The following is a 23,593-nucleotide window of genomic DNA, read 5'->3' on the forward strand; positions in this document are numbered from 1 at the left end:
TTGCCTCTACCTGCTCCCGTCCGGCCCCATCACAAGGTCCGGCAGGCCGGTCGAAATTCCCGGGAAGAAGCACAGCAGCAGCACCGCGAGCATCATCAGCAGCACGAAGGGCAGGGTGCCCCAGATCACCTCGCGCAGGGGAATGTCCGGCGCGACGTTGCGGATGACGAAGATGTTGAGGCCGACCGGCGGATGGATCAGCCCCATCTCCATCACGATGGTCATGACTACGCCGAACCAGATGATGTCGAAATTGGCGGCGCGGAGCGGCGGCAGGATGATCGGCGCGGTCATGAGAATAATGGAGACCGGCGGCAGGAAGAAGCCGAGCACGACGACCATGACGAGGATCGCGAACAGCAGCTCCCAGCGCGGCAGGTGCATCGCGACGATGGATTCGGCGACCGATTGCGAGATGTGCAGATAGCTCATCACGTAGGAATAGAGCAGCGACATGCCGATGATCATCATCAGCATGGTCGATTCCCGGATCGTCGACTTCAAGATCGGGGCGAGGTCGCTCGGCCGCCACACGCTGTAGATCGCCGCGATCAGCGCCAGCGCGAGCAGGCCGCCGAGGCCGGCGGTTTCCGACGGCGTCGCGTAGCCGCCATAGAGCGCGATCATGACGCCGGTGAGCAGCAGCACGAAGGGGATTACACGCGGTAGCACGCTGAAGCGTTCGGCCAGCGTGTATTCGTCGCGGGCCAGGATCGCAGCCTCCGGCCCGCCTTTCTCAAAGATCGCCTGCGCCGCGGCATATTCCTGGCGGAAGCGGATCACCGCATAGGCGCCGAACAGGGACACCAGCAGCAGGCCGGGCCCGATGCCGGCGAGGAAGAGACGGCCGAGCGATTTTTCCGCGGCGACCGCGAACAGGATCATCGTGATCGAGGGCGGCAGCAGAATGCCGAGCGTGCCGCCGGCCGCGATGATGCCGGCGGCAAATCCGCCGGAATAGCCGCGCTTGCGCATCTCGGGGATGCCGGCCGATCCGATCGCCGAGCAGGTCGCGGGGCTGGAGCCCGCCATCGCCGCAAACAGCGCACAGGCGAACACATTGGCGACGCCGAGGCCGCCGGGGACGCGATGCAGCCAGGCATGCAGGGCCGAATAGAGATCCTGGCCGGCGCGCGATTTGCCGATGGCGGCGCCCTTCAGGATGAAGAGCGGGATCGACAGCAGCGTGATCGAGGCCATTTCTTCGTAGACGTTCTGCGTCACCGTATCCAGGGACGCGGCCGGCATGTAGATGCCCATGAACACGACCGCGACCGCGCCGAGCGCGAACGCGATCGGCATGCCTGAGAACATCACGACCAGCGTCGCGATACCGTAGGCGAGGCCGATACCGAAAACGCTCATGGACGCCTGGCTCCTGCGAAAGGCAGCGCAAGCTGCACGAGGATCTGGATGCAGAGCAGGCTCATCCCGAGCGCCATCAGCGAATAGGGAATGGCGAGCGGCGGCGACCACATCGAGTTTGAGACCTGACCGTCGACATAGGCTTCATGGGTCAGCGTCCAGGACTTCCAGGCGAAAAAGGCGCAGAACAGGAACGTCGCGGCATCGACCAACCAGAGCCTGATCCGGTTCGCGAGCGGTGACAGCAGGCCGACAAAGGCCTCGATGCCGATATGGCCGCGGTTCTGCTGCACATAGGCCGCCGTCATGAAGGTGGCGCCGACCAAGAGGAATACGGCGGCCTCGTCCTGCCAGTAATTGGCGGCCTTGAACAGAGCGCGGCTGAGCACGCTGTAGCTCAGGATGGCGCAGGCCGCGATCAGCGCGATCGCTGCGAACACGACGATGATGGTGTTGAGGACGGCGAGACCGCGATCGATCGCCGCCGCAAGGCCGGTCCCTGCGGCAGCGTTCGCCTGGTCGTCACGATCCGGAAGCGGACCGTGGCTCATGCGCCGACGTCGGAGGCGAGCTTGAGCAGGTTGGCGGCGGTCGCGGTCTTGGCGCCGTAATCCTTCCACGCGGTGTCGCGGGCGATGTCGCGCCATTTGCCGACGGTGGCGGCATCGAGCGCACTGACCTTGGCGCCGGCCTTCTCGTAGACCTTGGCGACCTCGACGTCGTCGTCCTGCGCGCCCTTGCGGCCGAAGGCTTCGAGCTCGGTGCCGACCGCGAGCAGGACGTCCTGCTGGTTCTTCGGCAGCTTGTCGAAAATCGCCTTCGACATCATCAGCGGCTCGAGCATGAACCAGTAGGAGGCACCCGCACCGGAGGTCAGCGACTTCGCGACCTCTTCGAGCCGGAACGAGATCAGGCTGGTCGAGGAGGTGATGCCGGCATCGCAGGCGCCGGTCTGCATCGCCGCGTAGATTTCGTTCGACGGCACCGAGAGCACCGAGGCGCCGGCGGTCTGGAGCACCATGTCCATTTCGCGCGAGCCGCCGCGCACCTTCATGCCCTTGGCATCTTCAGGAGCGACGATCGGCTTGGAGCGGCTGGCGACGCCGCCGGCCTGCCAAACCCAGGTGAGCAGGATGATGCCCTTGTCGGCGAGGAAGTCGGTCAGCGCCTTGCCGACCGGCGCCTTCTTCCAGCGCATGCCCTGGTCGTAGGTGGTCACGAGGCCCGGCATCAGGCCGATATTGGTCTCCGGTAGCTCACCACCGGCGTAAGGCATCGGATAGAGGCTGATGTCGAGCGCGCCCTTGCGCATCGCGGAGAACTGCGCGTTGGTCTTGATCAGCGAGGAGTTCGGATAGATTTCGGCGGCGATGTCGCCTTTGCTGCGCTTGGCGACTTCAGCCGCGAACATGCGGCAGAGCCGGTCGCGGAAGTCGCCCTTGTCGATGGTCCCTCCCGGGAATTGATGCGAGATCTTCAGCGTGGTCGCGGCATGCGCGGTACCAGTGCCGAAGCGAAGAATGGCGGGTGCGGCGACGGCGGTCGCGATCAGATGACGGCGCGTGAGCATGGTGTATCCCCTTGGACGGCCCTTGGCCGGTTCTTGTTTGGTGTGAGGTGGGCTGGGTCCTTGAGACCAGCGCATAGGTCCATCCTAGCCGGTCTCTCACCCAATATTCTCTCATCTGATAGTTCGAGACCGAATGCCGGGGCAAGTGCCGGTCTTGCTGCAGTGCACACGGAACATCCTCGCAGCCGGCCCGCAGAAATTTTGTCAGTGGGCGCGTAACAACGCCAGCGGGCAATCCGTCGAGATCAGATAGCGGCGTCCGTCGCTGACAAACACCATCTCGAAGGGAAATCACTCATGACCATTCGCACCCGCATCGTGCTCGGCGTCTCGGCTGCCACTCTGTCGCTTGGCCTCGCGCTGTCGCCGGCCGCTTTTGCCCAGGACAAGATGGGCAAGGACGACGGCATGATGAAGAAGGACACGATGTCCAAGGACGGCATGAAGAAGGACACCATGTCCAAGGACGACGGCATGAAGAAGGACCACATGTCGAAGGACGGGATGAAGAAAGACGACGGGATGATGAAGAAGAACTGATCTTCCGCCGTCGTCGCGCGCTTGGAAGTCCGAGGGCGGTCACATGGACCGCCCCCAGCGATGTTTGAGTTCAACTTCACTTGAACGCGACGTGAGTTGAACGTGACTTGCGAACGTTACTTCCGCTTAGCCTTTCGGGCAGCGTAGCGGGCATCGCGCTTGGCCTTTTGCTCGGCCTCGACTTCAGCCTGCTTGGCGATCGCTTCTTCCGCTTCGCGGGCGATACGCGCGGCTTCGGCCGCTGCAGCTTCTTCCGCAATACGCTTCTGCTCGGCCTTCTCGGCTTCGCGCGCGGCCTTTGCCTCTGCGCGCTTGGCCGCGAGCGCCTCGCGCTCAGCACGACGTGCCGCCACCGCCGGATCATCCAGCCCGGGCTGCGACTTGAATTTGTTCAAAAGATTTTTGCGCGCTTCCTGCGCCGCCTTTTGCCGGTCTGAAAACCCGGGTTCCCTAAATCCACTCACGGGCCTTGCCTTCCTCGCTTTCAATCCTACATCGGTGACTGTTGGTACGTCGGCTGGGCATAGCAGGCACCACGCGACGCAGAAGCGTGTACATCGGCGCGCGTCGCGAAGCCACCCATAATCGCAGCCGATCAGGTAGACGAAAAATCGCCACCCCCGACGATCTCTCGTAGCCCCGAAAAACTGCCGAATTGTGATGTCCTTCATAGAGGACCACACGGAGCGGCGCCTAGCGTCCGCCCGGTACGAGACGGAGCACGGGCATGATGATCTCAAGACTGAGCCCGAAGGCGCTCGCAATCGCCGTCGCGGTGGTCGCCTTGGCTGGCGTCGCACTGTTGCTCGCCCGCCCGAAGCCGATCGAAAGTGCCGTCCTCGGCGCGGATTGGGAATGCACCCAGACCGCATTCTTGCTGACGACCTGCGCACCGCGGGCCACACCGGCGGTCGAAACCTCGCGCAAGGATGCGATCCGGCAGACCCGGGGCTGAACGATCGACCGGGATGTGACGCGACGTCGCAGAGGTGGTAAAGCCGGCTCACCCCTGCGATCGGCCAGTCATGTCCAAGTCTGAGTCCAAGCCCGAACCGGGCAAAAAGCCCAAATCCCTCGCAAAACCTCAATCCGGCGACAACCGTCGCGGCGCGATTGCCGGATTGATCATCGCGCTCGTGATCCTCGGTGTCGGCTGGTGGCTCGCCCGCGATCTCACCGCGGCCAGCAAGATGCAGGACTGCCTGATGTCGGGGCGGACCAACTGCAATGTGATCGAGCCGGCGCGCTAGAACGGTTCCGCCGCGCCCCCAGGGCCGAAAATTGCCGTGATCTTAATCATTTGTAACGGGACTTAGCCGACCAAAGCAGGTCAGTTATGTCCGCCGGCATCAGCCAGGCGCGAGGCGAATCGTCTATCGCGCTAGGCACCACGGCAATCGCGAGAGTAGGGGGTCAAGCACGCATGAGTGCGTCCAGCCGCATGAAGATCATTATTCCCTTGGTTTCGGCCATGTCCCTTGTCGCGCTTTCGGCGCAGGCACAGGACTCATTGCCGCCAAGACCCCAGGCCCAGACGCCTGCGGGGCCCGGCGCGGGCGCGCCGCCCCAGAACAACCAGAACATGCGCAAGGGCCCCCCGCCGCAGCAGGCGGCCCGGCCCGCGCAACAGCCCGGCGGCCAGCCCCACGCCGGCGGCCCCGGTCCCGGCCCGCACGGAGCAGGCGGCCCGCCGCCCGGACGCAATTACGCCAGGGGCCCCGCACCGGAGCGCGACTGGGGCGGACACGCCTATCGCGGCAATCGCGCCTGGGATGGCGGGCGCTGGCGCCACGAGGTCCGCAACGGCCGCTCCGGCTGGTGGTGGGACGTCGGCGGCGTCTGGTACTATTATCCGCAGCGGATGGCCGGCCCGCCGGCCTACATCTCCGAGGATTACTTCGACGACATGCCGGTGGCCTATGCTCCGGCGCCGCCTCCCGTCGCCTACGAACCGCCGCCGCCTCCGCCACCGGCTGATCCCGGCGCAAGCGCACTTGGCGGCGCCATCGTCGGCGGCGTGCTGGGCGGCCTGATCTCGGGCAACGCCTCGGGCGCGGCCGCGGGTGCCGTGATCGGCGGCGCCACCGGCGCGATCGCCGGCGCCACGGCTGCCTCGCGGCCCGGCTATTATTTCGCCCAGGGCAATTGCTACTACCGCTATCCGAGCGGCCAGTATGTGCAGGCCGATCCTCGCGCGTGTTACTGAGGCTTCAGGCAAGGTCTGAAACAAGGAGGCGGGCGCAGGCCCGCCTCTTTTTGTCTGGGCAACGTATTGCTTGCTGAAGCGATACTGATCGCTTCGCGCGTCACACCAGCCAGTTGAAGAACGCGATCGCGGCCCAGACCAGGCCTGCGATCCAGGCCAGCATCACGATACCGATGGTGGCAAGAAACGTGGCGCCGAACAGGTCGGGCCTTGCGCGTCGCGTTGGGACGTGAGCCTCGGCTGCTGCTTCCTGTGTCATGATGGACCACCCATGCCCTCTCGCGGTGGTGCGAGCGGTTGAGTTCTGTTTAGCCGAGACGCCGGTTGCAGGCTGTGACGCACTTCACAGATGCGTCAGGGTGGGTTCGGACGACGCGAAGCCACCCCGCATTCATACGGACGAAATTGCCATCGGTCCGTCCATATCGGTCGGTTAGGTTCGGCCTCATGTGCCCCAAGTACGACCCACAGCACGAAGCCGAGGCGGCGATGAAGCGGGCCGCGGCGTCCGCCGACGGCGCCGACCGGCAGAGACTGATCCAACTGGCTCTGGCCTGGCATCAACTCGCCCGCGACCGGCGCGACGAGCAGACGGACTAATCGCATCCTCGGCGAGATCTCGCGTCAATGGCCGGCCGAGGTCGGGACGCTGGTTGGCCTGCATGAGAAAGCCCCGTGCTCGGGGGGACAAGCACGGGGCCCTTCAAAGCCGACCGGGGCTGGCGGGTCGGCACCACTCCATTTCGTTGCAGCCAACGTGCTGGTCGTGATCTCGTTCGCGGCGCTACGCATTTCGTCGCGCCGTGGTTCGCTGCGACTGACGTTGCGCGGTTAGGAACATCCGTTCCCCGTCGACGTTGGCCGGCTATGACAGACCCCGAATTGCGCGCGCAGTCTTTCGAGATCGCCTGGAAATATCTCGACCAATCCGGCCTGCTCACCGGTGAGCCCAATGATTCAGCCCGCTTCATCCTGAACAGGATCGACCGGTTGATGCTGCGCGGCGAGCGGCGCAGGCTGCTGCTGTCGAACGCCGCGATCGATGCGTACCGATTGCGGCCCGTGCTCGTGACCTCGGATGCATGAACGAACCGAGCCAGCGAAACGCGGCATTAATGAATGCGCGCTGCCGATTTTTGCGATGACGATTCGTGCTTTTGGAACGAAGCGGAGTCGGACCGTGAACAAAAGAAATGCCGCTTAGGCGTCGGCTGATCTGGTGCTGCGCCTGACTCAATCGATCGCCAGGCAGTGCTCCAGATGTGGCTCCGAGTCCGCCTTCTGGCGGCTTGGACGCGCCCAGGCCTGAATAGCGAAGGCGAGTTGATGCTGACTGGCCGCCGCGTCCGCAATGGAAGCCCGCGCCGTCTCGATGCGCCGTGTGATCACGCTGGAGTTCACGACGCCAGCGTCGATTGCCAAATACGACATCGCGATCACGGCAACCGCAGATGCGATAGTCATTCTCGTCCACTCGGTTGGCAGCATCGAATTCCCTATCGGGCGCACGTCGCCCGGCGCATAGATAGGGTTCGTCTGTCCGGTTCAAAGACCGGGGCGAGGGTACCCACGTATTCGTGAAGTAATGAGGATTGGTAACTGTGCGTCCGTCACGTCGATCAAGCGGCACCGAAATTCCGGCAGCGCGAATCGAAATCGTCCACGGGATCGACGAGAACAGCGAGGCTCTTGAAGACGTCTCCGGTGAGCGGGCGGCCGATACCGCAAGTCGGCTCTCATCGGCCTCGTCAATCCAGTGATGAATGGCGATCCCAGCAGGACTCGAACCTGCAACCCGCGGAGTAGAAATCCGCTACTCTATCCAGTTGAGCTATGGGACCGTCTTGAGGCCAGCCTTGGCTGCCGCCTGCCGGTCTTCTATCACGCCAGATATAAAAAATCCTCGACCCCGCCAAGTCTGAACCGAACCGTTTTCCTGAACGCCGCGACTAAGCGGAACGGTGGGGTGTCAGGGTGCCGGGTTGAGCGGCAGCGGACTGGACGATGGATTACATCGCCGGGAACGCTGGCCAGCTTCCGGGACACGGCCGCCGGTCGATCGGTCAGGTATGGCTGCGCCATCAGGACGGCGTGCGCGGTGATATCTCGATCGGTCTCCTCAGGGCTTGCCTTGTCATGGCGAATGCGACGATTTGCACCTTTGGTTCCATCGCCTTGAGTCGGTCACCTTTCCGCGCATTTCATGCTCACGCGGCGTTCGCCGCGATTTCCGGGAGTCCATTATGATCGGTCTTGTTCGCGCCGTCACACTCTGCGCCACGCTGGCGCTCGGCCTTAGCGCAGCGCTGGCCGCCGACAAAGCGTTCAAGCGCGACGACCTCGCCGATTCCGCGATCAAGCTGGAGGCCCAGATCAAGAGCGAGGCGGGGCCGGTCGCCAAGACCAGCGCGACGCTGCGCACCGACGCCGACGCCGCCTTCCGGCGCAATGATTTCCGCACCGGGCTGTCGGTGCTCGGCCAGATCGCCGCGACCACGCCGGAGGATACCGGCAACTGGCTGCGGCTCGCCAAGGTGATCTTCCAGATCTCGCCGAAGAGCTCTAGCGAGCAGACGTTCCTGCTGGAGCGGGCCTCGACCGCCGCCTACATCGCCTACCAGCGCGCCGGCAATCCGGGCGAGGAGGCGGATGCGCTCGCCGTGCTCGGCAAGTCGCTGGCCGAACGCAAGCTGTGGCGGCCGGCGCTGGATGCGCTGCGGCTGTCGCTCGACATGCGCGAGGTCGCCGACGTTCGCGGCCAATACGAGAAGATGCGCGACGAGCACGGCTTCCGGCTGCTCGACTATACCGTGGACTCGGATTCGGCGAGCCCGCGCGCCTGCTTCCAGTTCTCGGAGGAGCTGGCCAAGCGCACCGATTTCGCGCCGTACCTCGCGCTGGCGGGCCAGGACAAGCCGGCGCTATCGGCCGAAGGCAAGCAGCTCTGCGTCGACGGGCTGAAGCACGGCGAGCGCTACAACATCAATCTGCGCGCCGGCTTGCCGTCCACCGTGAAGGAGGGCCTGCCGAAATCGGCCGAGTTCAACGTCTATGTGCGCGACCGCAAGCCCTTCGTGCGCTTCACCAGCCGTGCCTATGTGCTGCCGCGGACCGGCCAGCGCGGCATTCCCGTGGTCAGCGTCAACACGCCCGCCGTCAACGTCAACGTCTTCCGGATCGGCGACCGCAACCTGATCAACACGGTGGTCGACAGCGATTTCCAGAAGACGCTGTCGCGCTACCAGCTCGCCGATCTCGGCGGCGAGCGTGGCGTCAAGGTCTGGACCGGCGAGCTCGCGACCGCGATGACGCTGAACCAGGACGTCACCACCGCATTCCCGGTCGACCAGGCGCTCGGCGAGCTCCAGCCCGGGGTCTACGTGATGACCGCCGCGGCCAAGGGGCCGGGCTCGGACGACGATTACCAGCTCGCGACGCAATGGTTCATCGTCTCAGACCTCGGGGTCACCGCCTATTCCGGCAATGACGGCATCCATGTCTTCGTGAACTCGCTGGCCTCGACCGATCCGGTCGGCAAGGCCGAGGTGCGGCTGGTCGCGCGCAACAACGAGATTTTGGCGACCCGCAAGACGGATGAGTCCGGCCATGTGCTGTTCGAGGCGGGGCTTGCGCGTGGCGAGGGCGGCCTGTCGCCGGCGATGCTGACTGTCACGGGCGAGAAGGCCGACTATGCTTTCCTGAGCCTGAAGACCTCGGCTTTCGACCTGTCCGACCGCGGCGTTTCGGGCCGGGCGGTGCCATCGGGCGCCGATGCCTTCGTCTACGCCGAGCGCGGCGTCTATCGCTCCAGCGAGACCGTCTATCTCACCGCGCTCTTGCGCGACGGGCAGGGCAATGCCATTGCCGGCGGGCCGCTGACGCTGGTGATCGAGCGCCCCGACGGCGTCGAATTCCGCCGCGCGGTGCTGGCCGACCAGGGCGCCGGCGGCCGTACGCTGTCCGTGCCGCTCAATTCGGCCGTCCCGACCGGGACCTGGCGGGTGCGTGCCTTCACCGATCCGAAGGGCTCGTCGGTCGGCGAAACCACCTTCATGGTCGAGGATTACGTTCCAGATCGGATCGAATTCGACTTGTCCGCCAAGGACAAGCTGATCAAAGCTAACGCTCCGGTGGAGCTCAAGGCGGATGGTCATTTCCTCTATGGAGCGCCGGCGTCGGGTCTCCAGCTCGAAGGCGACATGCTGGTCGCGCCCGCGAGCGAACGCCCGGGCTTTGCCGGCTACCAGTTCGGCGTCGCCGACGAGGAGACCACCTCGAACGAGCGCACGCCGCTGGAGAATTTGCCGGAAGCCGACGCCAACGGCGTTGCCACCTTCCCGGTGACGCTGGACAAGCAGCCCGCCTCGACGCGCCCGCAGGAAGCGCAGATCTTCGTTCGCATGGTCGAGACCGGCGGCCGTGCCGTCGAGCGCAAGATCGTGCTGCCGGTCGCGCCCGCCAACGCCATGATCGGCATCAAGCCGCTGTTCGGCGACAAGAACGTCGCCGAGGGCGACAAGGCCGAGTTCGACGTCGTGTTCGTCTCGCCCGAAGGTGAGAGGCTGCGCCGCGATGGCCTGCGCTACGAGCTCCTGAAGATGGAGTCGCGCTACCAGTGGTATCGCCAGAACAATTACTGGGAGTACGAGCCGGTCAAATCGACTTCGCGCGTTTCCGACGGCGACGTGACGATCGCGGCCGACAAGCCGTCGCGGATTTCGCTGGCACCGCAGCCCGGCCGCTATCGGCTCGATGTGAAGTCGAACGATGCCGACGGTCCGGTGACCTCGGTGCAGTTCGATGTCGGCTGGTATTCCGACGGCAGCGCCGACACGCCGGACCTGCTGGAGACCTCGATCGACAAGCCGCAATATGCCTCCGGCGACACCATGACGGTATCGGTGAACGTCCGCAGCGCCGGCAAGCTCACCGTCAATGTGCTCGGCGACCGCCTGCTGACGACGCAGACCATCGACGTCAAGGAAGGTACCGCGCAGGTGAGGCTGCAGGTCGGCAAGGACTGGGGCACCGGCGCCTATGTGGTGGCGACGCTGCGCCGGCCGCTCGATGCGGCTGCGCAACGCATGCCGGGCCGGGCGATCGGCCTGAAATGGTTCGGCATCGACAAGCAGACCCGCACGCTCCAGGTGAAGCTGACGCCGCCGGCACTGGTCCGGCCGAATGCGACGTTGAAGATCCCGGTCAAGCTCGACGGGCTCAATCCGGGCGAGGACGCCAAAATCGTCATCGCCGCGGTCGATGTCGGCATCCTCAACCTGACCAATTACAAGCCGCCGGCGCCGGACGATTACTATCTCGGCCAGCGCCGCCTGAGCGCGGAAATCCGCGATCTCTATGGGCAACTGATCGACGGCATGTCGGGCACGCGCGGACAGATCAAGTCCGGCGGCGATGCCGGCGCCGGCGAATTGCAGGGCTCTCCGCCCGCGCAAAAGCCGCTCGCGCTCTACTCGGGCATCGTCACGGTCGCCGCCGACGGCACCGCCGAAGTGAGCTTCGATATCCCCGAGTTCGCCGGCACCGCGCGCGTCATGGCGGTGGCGTGGACCGCCACGAAACTCGGCCGTGCCAACACGGATGTCGTGATCCGCGATCCCGTGGTGCTGACCACGACCTTGCCGCGCTTCCTGCTCAATGGCGACCACGGCACGGTCAACCTCGAGATCGACAATGTCGAGGGCCAGGCCGGCGACTACGTCATCAACGTGAAGACCGGCGGCCCGGTGAAGATGACCGGCAATCCCGCAACCACGGTCAAGCTCGCCGCCAAGCAGCGCAACGCGTTTACGCTCGCAATCGACGCGACGGCGGCGGGGCAGGCGACGCTCGACGTGGACATCAAGGGGCCGAACGGCCTTGCGCTGGCGCGTCACTATGCGCTCGACGTCAAGGCGGCGACACAGGTGCTGGCGCGGCGTTCGATCCGGACGCTGGCGAAGGGTGAAAGCCTGACGCTGACCTCGGACATGTTCTCCGATCTCGTCCCGGGCACCGGCAGCGTCTCGGTTTCGGCCAGCCTGTCGACGGCGCTCGACGCCGCAACGATCCTGAAGGCGCTCGACCGCTACCCCTATGGCTGCTCGGAACAGATCACGAGCCGTGCCTTGCCGTTGCTCTATGTCAATGAGCTCGCCGTCGGCGCGCATCTGGCCATGGACACCGAGGTCGACCAGCGCATCCGCGATGCGATCGAGCGGCTCCTGGCACGCCAGGGCTCCAACGGCTCGTTCGGCCTGTGGTCGGCCGGAGGCGACGACGCCTGGCTCGACGCCTACGTAACGGACTTCCTCACCCGCGCCCGCGAAAAAGGCTTTGCGGTGCCGGACGTGCTGTTCAAGAACGCGCTCGACCGTATCCGCAACTCGGTCGTGAACGGCAACGAGCCTGAGAAGGACGGCGGGCGCGATCTCGCCTACGGCCTCTACGTGCTCGCGCGTAACGGCGCTGCTCCGATCGGCGATCTGCGCTACCTCGCCGACACCAAGCTCGCCAACCTCGCAACGCCGATCGCGAAGTCGCAGCTTGCGGCGGCGCTCGCACTGGTCGGCGACCGCAACCGCGCGGAACGCGTCTACGGTGCCGCGCTCGACAGCCTTGCGCCAAAACCGGTGCTGGAGTTCGGCCGCACCGACTACGGCTCGCAGCTTCGCGATGCCGCCGCGCTGGTCTCGCTCGCCAGCGAAGGCAATGCGCCGAAGGCGACGCTGACGCAGGCGGTGTCGCGGGTCGAGACCGCGCGCGGTCTGACGCCCTACACTTCGACGCAGGAGAATGCGTGGCTGGTGCTGGCGGCGCGCGCGCTCGCCAAGGAGAACCTGTCGATGGACGTCGACGGCCAGCCGGTCAAGACCGCGCTGTACCGCAGCTACAAGGCCGTGACGCTGGAGGGCAAGCCACTGAAGATCACCAACACCGGCGATGCGCCGGTCCAGGCGGTGGTCTCGGTGTCGGGCTCGCCGGTCACGCCGGAGCCGGCTGCATCGAACGGCTTCAAGATCGAGCGCAATTACTTCACGCTCGACGGCAAGCCCGCCGACATCAGCAAGGTCAAGCAGAACCAGCGTTTCGCCGTGGTGCTGAAGATCACCGAGGCGAAGCCCGAGTACGGCCACATCATGGTGTCCGACTATCTGCCCGCGGGCCTCGAGATCGACAATCCGAAGCTGGTGTCGTCGGGCGACAGTGGCACGCTGGACTGGATCGAGGACGGCGAGGAGCCTGAAGATACCGAGTTCCGTGACGACCGCTTCACGGCGGCGGTCGATCGCGCCTCGGACTCCAAGTCGGTCTTCACCGTCGCCTACGTCGTGCGCGCGGTCTCGCCCGGCAAATACGTGCTGCCGCAGGCCTATGTCGAGGACATGTACAATCCCTCGCGCTACGGCCGGACCGGGACGGGTAACGTCGAGGTGCGGGCGGCGAAGTGAGTGGAGAGATGAGCGAAGCAGAGCCACATACTCCGTCGTCATGCCCGGGCAAAAGCGCGAAGCGCGTCTTCGCGCAGATGTCCCGGGCATCCACGAGCTGTGGCGCTGCCGGCAAAGACGTGGATGGCCGGGTCAAGCCCGGCCATGACGGGGCAAGGGGCAGGGGCTTTCGCGTCCTCTCGGGCCTCGCGCTCACGCTCATCCTCGCCATCTTCGGCTTTGTCGCCTGGGTCTACTCGCTCGGCCCGCTCCCGCTCGACGAGGCGCGCCAGGTCTCCACCACCATCGTCGATCGCAACGGAAAACTGCTGCGCGCGTATGCCATGGCCGACGGCCGCTGGCGGCTGCCGGTCGATGCCAAGGCCAATGTCGATCCGACCTATCTCAAACTGCTGCTCGCCTATGAGGACCAGCGCTTCTACGCGCATAACGGTCTCGACCCGCTCGCTCTCGGGCGCGCCGCACTACAGCTCACCACGCGCGGCCACATCGTCTCGGGCGGCTCGACCATCTCGATGCAGCTGGCGCGGCTGATGGAGCCGCGGCGGCAGCGCTCGCTCTATGCAAAGCTGCGGCAGATCGTGCGGGCGATCGAGATCGAGCGCAGCATGAGCAAGGATGCGATCCTGGACCTCTATCTCGCGCTGGCGCCCTATGGCGGCAATCTCGAAGGCATCCGCTCAGCCTCGATCGCCTATCTCGGCAAGGAGCCGAAGCGGCTCTCTCTGGCCGAGGCCGCGCTGCTGGTGGCGCTGCCGCAATCGCCGGAGACGCGCCGGCTCGATCGCTATCCCGAGGCCGCACGCAAGGCGCGCGACCGCGTGCTGGACCGCATGGTCGAGGAGCATGTGGTCAGTCTTGAGGACGCGAAGCAGACCAAGGCCGTGCCCGTGCCAAAACTGCGCAAGCCGATGCCGATCCTCGCGCCGCACGCTTCCGACACGGCGCTGTCGACGGTCAAGGATACGCCGGTCATCAAGCTGACGCTCGATGCCAATCTGCAAAAGGTGCTGGAGCCACTGGCGCGCGACCGCGCCATTGCGCTCGGGCCCAACATCTCGGTCGGCATCATCGTGGTCGACAATGAGAGCGGCGACGTGCTCGCCCGCGTCGGTTCGGCCGATTATTTCGACGAGAGCCGGGCGGGGCAGGTCGACATGACCCGCGCCGTCCGCTCGCCGGGTTCGACGCTGAAACCCTTCATCTATGGGCTCGCCTTCGAGGACGGTTTTGTCCATCCCGACAGCCTGATCGACGACAGGCCCGTCCGCTTCGGCTCCTACGCGCCGGAAAATTTCGACATGACGTTTCAGGGCACGGTGCCAGTGAAGAAGGCGCTGCAATTGTCGCTGAACGTGCCGGCGATCGTGCTGCTCGACCGCGTCGGCGCGAGCCGGCTGTCGTCGCGGCTGCGGCAGGCCGGCGGCAATCTGGTCCTGCCCAAGGACGAGGCACCGGGGCTCGCGATGGGACTCGGCGGCGTCGGTGTGACACTCCAGGACCTCACCCAGCTCTATACGGGTTTCGCTCGGCTCGGCACCACCATGCCGTTGCGCGACCTCATGACCGGCCGGGACGATCGGGAACCGCTGCGGCTGCTGGACCAGGTTGCGGCCTGGCAGGTCGGCAACGTGCTCCTGGGCACGCCGCCGCCCGAAAACGCCGCCCACAACCGCATCGCGTTCAAGACCGGCACCTCGTACGGCTATCGCGACGCCTGGTCGGTCGGCTTCGACGGCCGCATGACCATCGGCGTCTGGGTCGGCCGGCCCGACGGCGCGCCGGTTCCCGGCCTGATCGGCCGCGTGGCCGCAGCCCCGATCCTGTTCGACGCCTTCGCGCGCACCGGCAAGACGCTGGCCCCGTTGCCGAAGCCGCCGAAGGGAACCCTGGTCGCCAGCAACGCCAAGTTGCCATTGCCACTCAAGCGGTTCCGCCCGGTCGGGGACCTGGTGCGGACCGGCAGCGAGCAGGCGCTGCACATCCAGTTCCCGCTGAACGGCTCGCGGATCGATGTCGACCGTTCCGGCGGCGAGGGGAGCGCAGCCATGCCGGTGAAGGTCGCCGGCGGCGTCCTTCCCATGACCGTCATGGTTAATGGAACATCACTCGGCGAGATCGACGGGCGCCGCCAGCGCCTGATCGATCCGCCCGGTCCGGGCTTTGCGCGGCTTACCGTGATCGACGCAACTGGCGCCGCGGACACAGTTGTCATTCGAATTCAATGACCCCGCCTTAACCGGTTGTCGGAATGACGGTTTCAGCGTAAGCGGAACCAATGGCCGAGACCTATCCCAGCCCCCGTTTTGGAGCACCCCGCGAGCCGAAAGCGCCCGTGAATCCGGGCAGCCGGCTCGTGCTTATGCTGGACTACGCCACGGCCAGTCACGCCCGCGCAGTCGGCTTCCTGCTGCTGTGTGCGCTGCTGCTGTTCCTGCCGGGCTTCTTCACGATTCCGCCTGTTGACCGCGACGAGGCGCGCTTCGCGCAGGCCACCAAGCAGATGGTCGAGAGCGGCGATTATGTCGACATCCGTTTCCAGGAAGACGTCCGCTACAAGAAGCCGGTCGGCATCTACTGGTTGCAATCGGCCGCAGTTGAAGCCGCATCAGCGCTCAAGCTGCCGAAGGCCGAATTGCGGATCTGGGTGTACCGGCTGCCGTCGCTGATCGGCGCCATCGGCGCCGTGCTGATGACCTATTGGGCCGCGCTCGGCTTCGTCACGCGGCGCGCCGCGGTGCTCGCCGCGCTCCTGATGTGTGCCTCCGTGTTGCTCGGCGTCGAGGCACGGCTGGCGAAGACCGATGCGATGCTGCTGTTCTGTGTGACCGCCGCGATGGGCGCGATGTCGCGCGCCTATCTGTCGTGGCAGCGCGCAGAGGATGAGACCCATCCGCCCTGGAGCTGGCCCGCGATCTTCTGGACCGCGCTCGCCGTCGGCATCCTGATCAAGGGTCCGCTGATCCTGATGTTCGCGGGCCTGACCATCGTCGCGCTCGCGATCCAGGACCGAGATGCCTCGTGGCTGTGGAAGCTGCGTCCGCTCTGGGGCCTGATGTGGATGCTGGTGCTGGTGCTGCCCTGGTTCGTCGCGATCTTCTGGCGCGCAGGCGATGCCTTCTTCGCCGATTCCGTCGGCGGCGACATGCTGAGCAAAATCGGCGCCCAGGAATCCCATGGCGCGCCGCCCGGACTGTATCTGGCACTATTCTGGATCACGTTCTGGCCCGGCGCGCCGCTTGCGGCGATGGCGGCGCCGGCGGTGTGGCGGGCCCGGCGCGAGCCCGGCGCGCAGTTCCTGCTGGCCTGGCTGATCCCGTCCTGGATCGTGTTCGAGGCAGTGCTGACCAAGCTGCCGCATTACGTGCTGCCGCTGTATCCGGCGATCGCGATCCTTACCGTCGGTGCGCTGGAGCGCAACGTGCTGTCGCGCTCGTGGCTCGCGCGCGGCTCGGCGTGGTGGTTCGCGATTCCCGCTGCCGCCTCGATCATCGCCGTGGTCGGCGCGGTCATGCTGACGCGGCAACCGGCGTTCGTGGCCTGGCCGTTCATTGCGGCCTCGCTCATCTTCGGTCTGTTCGCCTGGTGGCTGTTCGACACCAACCGCGCCGAGCGCTCGCTGCTCAACGCGCTGGTCGCAGCGCTGATGCTCGCGGTCGTGGTCTACGGCATCGTGCTGCCGTCGCTGACCCCGCTGTTTCCGAGCATCGAGATCGCACGCGCGCTTCGCAACGTCACCTGCGTCGGGCCGAAGGCAGCCGCCGCCGGCTATCACGAGCCGAGCCTCGTGTTCCTGACGGGCACGCAGACGCTGCTCACAGACGGCTCGGGCGCGGCGGATTTCCTGCGCCAGGGGAGCTGTCGCTTCGCGCTGATCGAGCAGCGCTCGGAGCGCAGCTTCGTGCAGCGGGCCGAGGCGATCGGGCTGCGCTACAAGGTAGGTACGCGCATCGACGGCTATAATTTCTCGCAAGGGCGCGCGATCTCGATCTCGATCTTCCGCTCGGAAGGCACTGAGTAGATGCCGGCGCCAGCCGACATCACGCCGCGCCCGGGCTATCCCGCGCAATTGCTCGCGGTGTCGGGCCGTGCCCTGGCGCAGCTCGTCCGTACGCCTTCGCATTCATGCCGCGCCGAAGCCGCGCGAAAGCTGGCGCGGCATTCGCTGTGGCTCAGCGCGGCCGGTGCGGCCTTGATTATCGTGCTGATGCTCGCGTTCGATCAGACCGAGATCCAGCTGATGCCGGTGCGTGGCACGCCGAGCCTGTGGCCGATCCGCATCCTCACCGATTTCGGCAAGGACGAGTATGTGCTCTCGCTGCTCGGGGGGACGCTGGTGCTCCTGGCGCTCGTTGCAGCGGGATTGCACGGCACCCGTCGTGGGCTGCTGCTCGGCCTCGGTACGCGGCTGCAGTTCATGTTTCTGTCTGTCGCCCTGTCCGTGTTCGTTGCCGAGATCCTGAAATATCTCATCGGTCGCGGACGTCCGTTCGTGAGCGGCAAGGCCGATCCGTTCAACTTCATCCCGTTAGAGGGAACGGGGGCTTATGCCAGCCTGCCGTCGGGTCATGCGGTGACGGCGTTTGCGCTGGCGTTTGCGGTCTCGGCACTGTGGCCGCGCCTGCGCGTGTTCATGTTCACTTACGCAATCGTGATCCTGCTGACCCGGCTGGTGCTGCTCGCGCATCATCCGAGCGACGTCGTCGCCGGCGCTCTGGTCGGCATGGTCGGCGCCATGGCAGTGCGCTACTGGTTCGCGGCCCGGAGGCTCGGCTTTGCCATCCGCGCCGACGGCACCATTGTGCCTCTTGCAGGGGCGGTCTCGGGCCGCCTCAAAAGGGTTGCCCACGGGGCATCCGCCCCATAAAAGCGGCTGCCTGCCGGGACCGCCGGTTCCCCGGGGCAGGCCAATTCCAACCACGAGCTTTCGATTTGTCGTCGTCCCAGCCTTCGGTTTCCATCGTCGTTCCCGTGCGCAACGAAGCCGACAACATCGCGCCGCTGATCGAGGAGATCGGCGCGGCGCTCGACGGCCGCTGGGCCTATGAAATCATCTACGTCAACGACGGCTCGACGGACGCGACCGGCGAACGGCTCGGCGCGATCATGCAGCAGCGGGACAATCTCCGGCAGCTTCGCCATGCCAGATCAGGCGGCCAGTCGGCAGCAGTGCGCAGTGGCGTGCGCGCGGCGCGCGGCACGATCGTGGCGACGCTCGACGGCGACGGGCAGAACAATCCCGCCTTCCTGCCCGACCTGATCGCGGCGGTCGAGAAGGGGGCGGGGCGCGTCGGTCTCGCTGCCGGTCAGCGTGTCGGACGCAAGGATACCGGCTTCAAGAAGTTCCAGTCGCGCGTGGCGAACGGCGTCCGCAATGCGATCCTGAAGGACGGAACGCGCGATACCGGTTGCGGCCTGAAGGCGTTCCGGCGCGACGTGTTCCTGATGATGCCCTATTTCGACGGGCTGCATCGCTTCCTGCCGGCGCTGGTGCGCCGCGAGGGCTACGAGATCGCCTATGTCGACGTGATCGACCGGCCGCGCCGTTCCGGCGTGTCAAACTATGGTTTCTTCGACCGGCTGTGGATCGGCATCATGGATCTCGTCGGCGTGTGGTGGCTGATCCGCCGCAAGAAGCCGGCACCAGATGTGACTGAGGTGAAGGCATGATCATCCAATACGGTCAGGCGTTGAATAACTATCTCTACGACGTCTTCGTCGCCAAGTTCGATTTCTGGCTGGCGTTCGGCCTCATCGCGCAGCTGTTCTTCACCGCGCGCTTCCTGGTGCAGTGGATCGCGAGCGAGCGGGCCGGCAACAGCGTGGTGCCGATGGCGTTCTGGTTCTGCTCGATGGGCGGCGGGCTGATGACGCTGGTCTACGGCGTCGTGAAGCGCGAGCCCGTCATCATCCTCGGACAGGCGCTCGCGACCATCATCTACATCCGCAACATCATGCTGATCATCAAGAACCGCGGCCGCGCCTCGAATACGCTGGAACGCTGAAGCGCGCCGCTAGCGCGGTAACGCCGAGGCCGCGCCGGAGGCGGGCAGGGCGGTATCCGCCTCACTCCTGCGATAAGGCTCGCCGGCGGCATCGAGCACGGGATAGGCGACCGAGCAGATATGCGAGTGGATGCGGCGCAGGTCGCGCAGCACGTCCAGATGCAGCGAGGTGGTCTCGATGGTCTCGGGGCGGCCCTCGCGCAGGCGGTCGAGATGACGCTCGACGGCGGCGAGCTCGGTGTTCTTCAGCGTGGTCTTCTCCACCAGCAGCTTGCGCGCTTCGTTGGCATCGCCCGACATGAAGACGCCGAAGGCGATCCGCAGCGAGTCCATCGTGCGCTTGTGGAAGGCGGCGAGCTCCTCGGCGCCCTCGACCGAGAACTGAAAGCGGCGCTTGATCTTCTTGGTCGCGAGCTCGCTCAGGCTCTTGTCGATGATGTCGCCGATATGCTCGAGGTTGATGGCGAAGGAGATGATCTCCATCGCGCGCCGGCCCTCGCTCTCGTCGAGGCTGCCCCGCATCAGCTTCGTCACATAGAGCTTGATGGCTTCGTCGAGGCTGTCGACGACATTGTCCATCTTCGTGACCTGGTCGACCAGCGCACGGTCGCCGGTCATCATCGCCGCCATCACCTTGCGCAGCATGACCTCGACCAGATCGCCCATGCGCAAGGTCTCGCGCGCGGCGTCGGCGAGCGCCAGTGACGGCGTCTCCAGCGCGCTCTCGTCGAGATAGCGCGGCCGGGCCGGATCGTCCTCCCGGACGCGATCAGGCAGCAGCCGGGTCAGGAGCCGGGACATGATATCGAGTAGGCCGATGAAGATGACGGCCGTGCCCACGTTGAAGGCGATGTGGAAGGCCGCCGTCATCCTGGCGAGATCGGGCTGCCAGGCGTGCATGTGCTCGGCGATCCCACTCAGGAAGGGCAGCACCAGCGCGATCCCGATCACGCGGTTGGCGAGATTGCCGAGCGGCAGGCGGTAGCTTGCGGGATCGTCGCGCCGGGCGCCTTCGAATACGGGATTGATGGCGCTGCCGAGATTGGCCCCCAACACCAGCGCGAGGGCTGCGTAAGGCGTGATGAACTGCGAATAGGCCAGCGACATGATCAGCAGCACGCTGGCGACGCTCGAATGCACCGCCCAGGTGACGAGCGCGGCGATGACGATGCAGAGCACGGGATCGCCCGTGATCGTCGACATCATGACGCGAACACCCGGCGCGTTCTCCGCCGGAGCCAGCGTGTCGAGCAGGATGTGCAGCGAAAGCAGCATCAAGCCGAGGCCGATGAAGACGCGCCCGATATCCTTGATCCGCGACCGTGGGCCGGAGCGGAAGGCGACGAGCCCGAGCACGAACAGGACAGGCGCAACGGCTGCGATGTTGAACGACAGCACCTGCACGATCAGCGTCGTGCCGACATTGGCTCCCAGCATGATGGCGAGCGCGGCAGCCAGGCTGACGAGGCCTTCTGCCGCGAATGAGCTGGTGATCAGCGCCGTCGCCGTGCTGCTCTGGAGCAGCGCGGTGAGGCCTAGTCCGGCGGCGAACGCGTTGAATCGGTTGCCGAGCGCCTTGCCGAGCAGCCGCCGCAGGTCCGGGCCGAAGGCGCGCAGAATCCCGCTGTGGACCATGTGCAGGCCCCACAGCAACAGCGCCACGCCGCCCATCAGATCGAGCAGAACCAACGTTCCCATGCTCCGCGTCCGGATTGGAGTCGATTGGTGAGGCTAGCGCCAAACGTCAGCAGTTCAAACCCTTTGTTGGCGCATCCGCGTTAACGTTTGCGGCGGTTGCGCGTTCCCGCGGCGCGCGATTGCCGCGTCCCGAGGCGCGATGCCTTGTGAGCAGGCTCACATTGCCGCCTTGAGGGCAGCGAAGCCGCGATCGAGATCGGACTTGAGATCGTCGACGCTTTCGAGGCCGATGTGCAGTCGCAGGGTCGGGCCGCCCGGCGACCACTTGGTGGCGGTGCGATAGGCGTCGCAATCGAAGGGAATCACGAGGCTCTCGAAGCCGCCCCAGGAGAAGCCCATGCCGAACAGCTTGAGCGTGTCGAGCATGGTGTCGACGGCCTTCTGCGGCGCGGGCTTCAACACGATGCTGAACAGGCCGGACGCGCCGGTGAAATCGCGCTTCCAGATCGCATGGCCGGGATCGGTTTCGAGCGCCGGATGCAGCACGCGCGCGACCTCGGGTCGGGCCGCGAGCCAGCGCGCCATGTCGAGCCCCGAGCGATGATGCTGCGCCAATCGTACCGACAGCGTGCGCAGGCCGCGCAGCGCGAGGAAGACGTCGTCAGGGCCGGCGCAGACGCCGAGCAGGCGGATGCCTTCGGCGATCTGCGGCCAGGCCTTGGCGTTGGCCGAGATGGTGCCGAACATGATGTCGGAATGGCCGCCGATATATTTGGTGGCGGCCTGCATGCTGATGTCGACGCCCTGGTCGAGCGAGCGATGATAGAGCGGCGTCGCCCAGGTGTTGTCGTCGATGACGAGCGCATCGCGCGCATGCGCGACCTCGGCGATGGCGCGGATGTCCGGCATCTCGAACGACTGCGAGCCCGGCGCTTCCACCAGCACCGCGCGGGTGTTGGGTTTGAACAGCTTGTCGATGCCCGCGCCGATCAGCGGATCGAAATAGGTGGTCTCGATCCCAAGGCGCGCGAGCATGCCGTTGCAGAAATTGCGCGAGGGCCGATAGACGTTGTCGCAGACGAGCAGATGGTCGCCGGTCTTCAGCACCGAGAGCAGGGTGGTGGAGATCGCCGACAGGCCTGACGGCACGATGCCGACGCCGGCGCATTGCGGCCCCTCCAGTGCCATCAGCGTCTCCTGGAACGCCCTGGTGGTGGGGGTGCCGTGGCGGCCGTACTGGAACTCGCCGCGATGGGCGTGCAGGTCCTCGGCGGTCGGATAGAGCACGGTTGAACCGTGAAACACCGGCGGATTGACGAACCCCTTCTGCGCCTTGGTGTCGCGGCCGGAGGTCACCAGCCGGGTTTCGGCGTGCTGTTGGGAGGGGTGCGAGGAATCCATGCGTCTGCTTTCAAAACCGCGTTTCTACCGGGCGCGCCGCGCCCGCGGGCCGGCCGAAGGCCGCTGCCGTTAATAACAGAACACAGAAGAGTCCCGTCAACCCCTTGACCCGGCTCGCCAGTCGTTCTGAGATGCGCGGGTGCTATTCAGTCGCCGCATGTTGAGGGGCTGCCGCGACCTTCGATCCATCGTCTGACCGGACCTTGCGTCACAGCCATAACGGCGGGCGCCTGCGGCGGGGGATTAAGGTATGGCCTCCCGGGATGGGCGAGTGTTCGGCAAGGTTTTCCAGCATGACTCTTGCAAGGCTAGTCTTGATGCGGCTAGCCCTGGCGGAGACGATCCCAAAGACGCCATTCCTGACCTTGAGACGACTTTGAAAGGCCTTCAGCCCATGAAACGCGTAACTCTGGCTCTCACTCTCGCTGTCGCCGCCGGCCTCTCCGCCCAGGCCGCCGATGCGCAAACGCTCAAGACCATCAAGGACCGGGGCATGCTGTCCTGCGGCGTCAGCCAAGGCCTGCCCGGCTTCTCCTCGCCCGACGACAAGGGCAACTGGACCGGGCTCGACGTCGACCTCTGCCGCGCGATCGCAGGCGCGATCTTCAACGATGCGACCAAGGTCAAGTACGTGCCGTTGTCCGCCAAGGATCGTTTCACGGCGCTGCAATCCGGCGAAATCGACGTGCTCTCGCGCAACACCACCTGGACCATCTCGCGCGACACCTCGCTCGGCGCCAACTTCACCGGCGTGACCTATTATGACGGGCAGGGCTTCATGGTGAAGAAGTCGCTCAAGGTGAATTCGGCGCTCGAGCTCAACAGCGCCTCGGTCTGCGTCCAGACCGGCACCACCACCGAGCAGAACCTCGCCGACTACTTCAAGGCCAACAACATGAAGTACGAGGTGATCGCGTTCGGCACCAACGACGAGACCGTCAAGGCCTATGAAGCCGGGCGCTGCGACGTCTTCACCACCGACCAGTCGGGCCTGTACGCCAACCGCCTCAAGCTTGCCAATCCCAACGACCATATGGTGCTCCCCGAAATCATCTCGAAGGAGCCGCTCGGGCCGATGGTGCGTCACGGCGACGACCAGTGGTTCGACATCGTGAAATGGACGCTGTTCGCCCTGGTCACCACGGAAGAGCTCGGCGTGACCTCGAAGAACGTCGATGAGAAGGCGAAACTGGAAAATCCGGAGCTGAAGCGCGTGCTCGGCAGCGACGGCAATTTCGGCGAACAGCTCGGCCTGACCAAGGACTGGGTGGTGCGGATCGTGAAGGCCACCGGCAATTACGGCGAGGTGTTCGACCGCAACGTCGGCGCCGGTTCGCCGCTCGGCATCAGCCGTGGCCTCAACAATCTCTGGAATAAGGGCGGTCTTCAGTACGCGCCGCCGATCCGCTGATCCCACCTG

At 65.6% G+C, this 23,593-nt stretch carries 22 protein-coding genes and 1 tRNA gene; 14 read left to right on the forward strand and 9 right to left on the reverse strand.

Features of this window, described 5'->3' with window-relative positions:
* Positions 1-6: 6 nt before the first annotated feature.
* From AC0L3X_RS04215 to AC0L3X_RS04225, 3 genes are read right to left on the reverse strand one after another with little or no spacing between them, the layout of a single operon-like run.
* On the reverse strand, positions 7-1,365 hold the full coding sequence (locus tag AC0L3X_RS04215; protein ID WP_063983437.1) for a TRAP transporter large permease: 1,359 nt from the start codon (positions 1,363-1,365) through the stop codon (positions 7-9).
* Complete coding sequence (locus AC0L3X_RS04220) at positions 1,362-1,916, reverse strand: TRAP transporter small permease (protein ID WP_063983436.1); 555 nt, start codon at positions 1,914-1,916, stop codon at positions 1,362-1,364. Before AC0L3X_RS04220 ends, AC0L3X_RS04215 begins: the two co-directional genes overlap by 4 nt.
* The gene (locus AC0L3X_RS04225) at positions 1,913-2,935 is read right to left on the reverse strand and encodes a TRAP transporter substrate-binding protein (protein WP_063983435.1); all 1,023 of its coding nucleotides are present in this window, start codon (positions 2,933-2,935) and stop codon (positions 1,913-1,915) included. The genes AC0L3X_RS04220 and AC0L3X_RS04225 overlap by 4 nt, the downstream gene beginning before the upstream one ends.
* Before the next feature lie 297 nt (positions 2,936-3,232).
* Here AC0L3X_RS04225 and AC0L3X_RS04230 point away from each other — a divergent pair, with 297 nt between their 5' ends.
* Positions 3,233-3,475, forward strand: a complete 243-nt coding sequence (locus AC0L3X_RS04230; protein ID WP_354131290.1) for a pentapeptide MXKDX repeat protein — start codon at positions 3,233-3,235, stop codon at positions 3,473-3,475.
* 116 nt (positions 3,476-3,591) lie between these two features.
* On the opposite strand, the gene AC0L3X_RS04235 is transcribed toward AC0L3X_RS04230, so the two are convergent.
* Entirely contained in the window at positions 3,592-3,939 is a 348-nt protein-coding gene (locus AC0L3X_RS04235; RefSeq protein ID WP_071914157.1) for a DUF6481 family protein, read from the reverse strand.
* A 263-nt stretch (positions 3,940-4,202) separates the two neighbouring features.
* Here AC0L3X_RS04235 and AC0L3X_RS04240 point away from each other — a divergent pair, with 263 nt between their 5' ends.
* The 3 genes from AC0L3X_RS04240 (at position 4,203) to AC0L3X_RS04250 (ending at position 5,681) form a co-directional block, all read left to right on the forward strand.
* The gene (locus AC0L3X_RS04240; protein WP_028150973.1) at positions 4,203-4,430 is read left to right on the forward strand and encodes a hypothetical protein; all 228 of its coding nucleotides are present in this window, start codon (positions 4,203-4,205) and stop codon (positions 4,428-4,430) included.
* A 70-nt stretch (positions 4,431-4,500) separates the two neighbouring features.
* On the forward strand, positions 4,501-4,725 hold the full coding sequence (locus tag AC0L3X_RS04245) for a hypothetical protein (protein WP_166096504.1): 225 nt from the start codon (positions 4,501-4,503) through the stop codon (positions 4,723-4,725).
* Positions 4,726-4,898: 173 nt separating this feature from the next.
* A complete protein-coding gene (locus tag AC0L3X_RS04250) occupies positions 4,899-5,681 on the forward strand; it encodes a hypothetical protein (protein WP_247310434.1) in 783 nt (260 codons plus the stop codon).
* A 100-nt stretch (positions 5,682-5,781) separates the two neighbouring features.
* Here AC0L3X_RS04250 and AC0L3X_RS04255 read toward each other — a convergent pair whose 3' ends face one another.
* Positions 5,782-5,940: a hypothetical protein gene (locus AC0L3X_RS04255; protein WP_028161343.1), complete on the reverse strand. Its 159-nt coding sequence runs from the start codon at positions 5,938-5,940 to the stop codon at positions 5,782-5,784.
* Positions 5,941-6,128: 188 nt separating this feature from the next.
* Between AC0L3X_RS04255 and AC0L3X_RS04260 the strand changes: the two genes are divergently transcribed.
* Together AC0L3X_RS04260 and AC0L3X_RS04265 are read left to right on the forward strand one after the other, a co-directional pair.
* Complete coding sequence (locus AC0L3X_RS04260; RefSeq protein WP_014495428.1) at positions 6,129-6,281, forward strand: hypothetical protein; 153 nt, start codon at positions 6,129-6,131, stop codon at positions 6,279-6,281.
* 267 nt (positions 6,282-6,548) lie between these two features.
* On the forward strand, positions 6,549-6,767 hold the full coding sequence (locus AC0L3X_RS04265; RefSeq protein ID WP_063983431.1) for a hypothetical protein: 219 nt from the start codon (positions 6,549-6,551) through the stop codon (positions 6,765-6,767).
* Between the two features lie 147 nt (positions 6,768-6,914).
* On the opposite strand, the gene AC0L3X_RS04270 is transcribed toward AC0L3X_RS04265, so the two are convergent.
* Both AC0L3X_RS04270 and AC0L3X_RS04275 read right to left on the reverse strand, forming a co-directional pair.
* Positions 6,915-7,169, reverse strand: coding sequence for a hypothetical protein (locus AC0L3X_RS04270; protein ID WP_354123820.1), 255 nt, complete (start codon positions 7,167-7,169; stop codon positions 6,915-6,917).
* 276 nt (positions 7,170-7,445) lie between these two features.
* Positions 7,446-7,522 (reverse strand) — tRNA-Arg (locus AC0L3X_RS04275).
* A 163-nt stretch (positions 7,523-7,685) separates the two neighbouring features.
* Here AC0L3X_RS04275 and AC0L3X_RS04280 point away from each other — a divergent pair.
* The 7 genes from AC0L3X_RS04280 (at position 7,686) to AC0L3X_RS04310 (ending at position 19,134) form a co-directional block, all read left to right on the forward strand.
* Positions 7,686-7,928 (forward strand): hypothetical protein, encoded by a 243-nt coding sequence (locus tag AC0L3X_RS04280; RefSeq protein WP_155795229.1) that lies wholly within the window; start codon positions 7,686-7,688, stop codon positions 7,926-7,928.
* Positions 7,925-13,129, forward strand: a complete 5,205-nt coding sequence (locus AC0L3X_RS04285; protein WP_354131351.1) for an alpha-2-macroglobulin family protein — start codon at positions 7,925-7,927, stop codon at positions 13,127-13,129. Before AC0L3X_RS04280 ends, AC0L3X_RS04285 begins: the two co-directional genes overlap by 4 nt.
* A gap of 119 nt (positions 13,130-13,248) precedes the next feature.
* Positions 13,249-15,357, forward strand: coding sequence for a penicillin-binding protein 1C (gene pbpC, locus AC0L3X_RS04290; RefSeq protein ID WP_473316268.1), 2,109 nt, complete (start codon positions 13,249-13,251; stop codon positions 15,355-15,357).
* A gap of 50 nt (positions 15,358-15,407) precedes the next feature.
* Positions 15,408-17,150: an ArnT family glycosyltransferase gene (locus tag AC0L3X_RS04295; RefSeq protein ID WP_028151725.1), complete on the forward strand. Its 1,743-nt coding sequence runs from the start codon at positions 15,408-15,410 to the stop codon at positions 17,148-17,150.
* Positions 17,151-17,996: a phosphatase PAP2 family protein gene (locus AC0L3X_RS04300; RefSeq protein WP_063983427.1), complete on the forward strand. Its 846-nt coding sequence runs from the start codon at positions 17,151-17,153 to the stop codon at positions 17,994-17,996.
* 65 nt (positions 17,997-18,061) lie between these two features.
* Complete coding sequence (locus AC0L3X_RS04305; RefSeq protein ID WP_231141895.1) at positions 18,062-18,799, forward strand: glycosyltransferase family 2 protein; 738 nt, start codon at positions 18,062-18,064, stop codon at positions 18,797-18,799.
* Complete coding sequence (locus AC0L3X_RS04310; protein WP_063983425.1) at positions 18,796-19,134, forward strand: lipid-A-disaccharide synthase N-terminal domain-containing protein; 339 nt, start codon at positions 18,796-18,798, stop codon at positions 19,132-19,134. The genes AC0L3X_RS04305 and AC0L3X_RS04310 overlap by 4 nt, the downstream gene beginning before the upstream one ends.
* Positions 19,135-19,143: 9 nt before the next feature.
* Here AC0L3X_RS04310 and AC0L3X_RS04315 read toward each other — a convergent pair whose 3' ends face one another.
* Together AC0L3X_RS04315 and metC are read right to left on the reverse strand one after the other, a co-directional pair.
* Positions 19,144-20,832: a Na/Pi cotransporter family protein gene (locus AC0L3X_RS04315; protein ID WP_063983424.1), complete on the reverse strand. Its 1,689-nt coding sequence runs from the start codon at positions 20,830-20,832 to the stop codon at positions 19,144-19,146.
* A 156-nt stretch (positions 20,833-20,988) separates the two neighbouring features.
* Positions 20,989-22,173, reverse strand: coding sequence for a cystathionine beta-lyase (gene metC, locus AC0L3X_RS04320; protein WP_038957187.1), 1,185 nt, complete (start codon positions 22,171-22,173; stop codon positions 20,989-20,991).
* Between the two features lie 394 nt (positions 22,174-22,567).
* Between metC and AC0L3X_RS04325 the strand changes: the two genes are divergently transcribed.
* A complete protein-coding gene (locus AC0L3X_RS04325) occupies positions 22,568-23,584 on the forward strand; it encodes an amino acid ABC transporter substrate-binding protein (protein WP_063983422.1) in 1,017 nt (338 codons plus the stop codon).
* Positions 23,585-23,593 lie beyond the last annotated feature (9 nt).

Source organism: Bradyrhizobium sp. MI1.7 (assembly GCF_055811795.1).

Coding starts and splice junctions, on each gene's coding strand:
- AC0L3X_RS04215 (WP_063983437.1), bottom strand. CDS start 1,365: ATGAGCGTTTTCGGTATCGGCCTCGCCTACGGTATCGCGACGCTGGTC.
- AC0L3X_RS04220 (WP_063983436.1), bottom strand. CDS start 1,916: ATGAGCCACGGTCCGCTTCCGGATCGTGACGACCAGGCGAACGCTGCC.
- AC0L3X_RS04225 (WP_063983435.1), bottom strand. CDS start 2,935: ATGCTCACGCGCCGTCATCTGATCGCGACCGCCGTCGCCGCACCCGCC.
- AC0L3X_RS04230 (WP_354131290.1), top strand. CDS start 3,233: ATGACCATTCGCACCCGCATCGTGCTCGGCGTCTCGGCTGCCACTCTG.
- AC0L3X_RS04240 (WP_028150973.1), top strand. CDS start 4,203: ATGATGATCTCAAGACTGAGCCCGAAGGCGCTCGCAATCGCCGTCGCG.
- AC0L3X_RS04245 (WP_166096504.1), top strand. CDS start 4,501: ATGTCCAAGTCTGAGTCCAAGCCCGAACCGGGCAAAAAGCCCAAATCC.
- AC0L3X_RS04250 (WP_247310434.1), top strand. CDS start 4,899: ATGAGTGCGTCCAGCCGCATGAAGATCATTATTCCCTTGGTTTCGGCC.
- AC0L3X_RS04255 (WP_028161343.1), bottom strand. CDS start 5,940: ATGACACAGGAAGCAGCAGCCGAGGCTCACGTCCCAACGCGACGCGCA.
- AC0L3X_RS04260 (WP_014495428.1), top strand. CDS start 6,129: ATGTGCCCCAAGTACGACCCACAGCACGAAGCCGAGGCGGCGATGAAG.
- AC0L3X_RS04265 (WP_063983431.1), top strand. CDS start 6,549: ATGACAGACCCCGAATTGCGCGCGCAGTCTTTCGAGATCGCCTGGAAA.
- AC0L3X_RS04270 (WP_354123820.1), bottom strand. CDS start 7,169: ATGCTGCCAACCGAGTGGACGAGAATGACTATCGCATCTGCGGTTGCC.
- AC0L3X_RS04280 (WP_155795229.1), top strand. CDS start 7,686: ATGGATTACATCGCCGGGAACGCTGGCCAGCTTCCGGGACACGGCCGC.
- AC0L3X_RS04285 (WP_354131351.1), top strand. CDS start 7,925: ATGATCGGTCTTGTTCGCGCCGTCACACTCTGCGCCACGCTGGCGCTC.
- AC0L3X_RS04295 (WP_028151725.1), top strand. CDS start 15,408: ATGGCCGAGACCTATCCCAGCCCCCGTTTTGGAGCACCCCGCGAGCCG.
- AC0L3X_RS04300 (WP_063983427.1), top strand. CDS start 17,151: ATGCCGGCGCCAGCCGACATCACGCCGCGCCCGGGCTATCCCGCGCAA.
- AC0L3X_RS04310 (WP_063983425.1), top strand. CDS start 18,796: ATGATCATCCAATACGGTCAGGCGTTGAATAACTATCTCTACGACGTC.
- AC0L3X_RS04315 (WP_063983424.1), bottom strand. CDS start 20,832: ATGGGAACGTTGGTTCTGCTCGATCTGATGGGCGGCGTGGCGCTGTTG.
- metC (WP_038957187.1), bottom strand. CDS start 22,173: ATGGATTCCTCGCACCCCTCCCAACAGCACGCCGAAACCCGGCTGGTG.
- AC0L3X_RS04325 (WP_063983422.1), top strand. CDS start 22,568: ATGAAACGCGTAACTCTGGCTCTCACTCTCGCTGTCGCCGCCGGCCTC.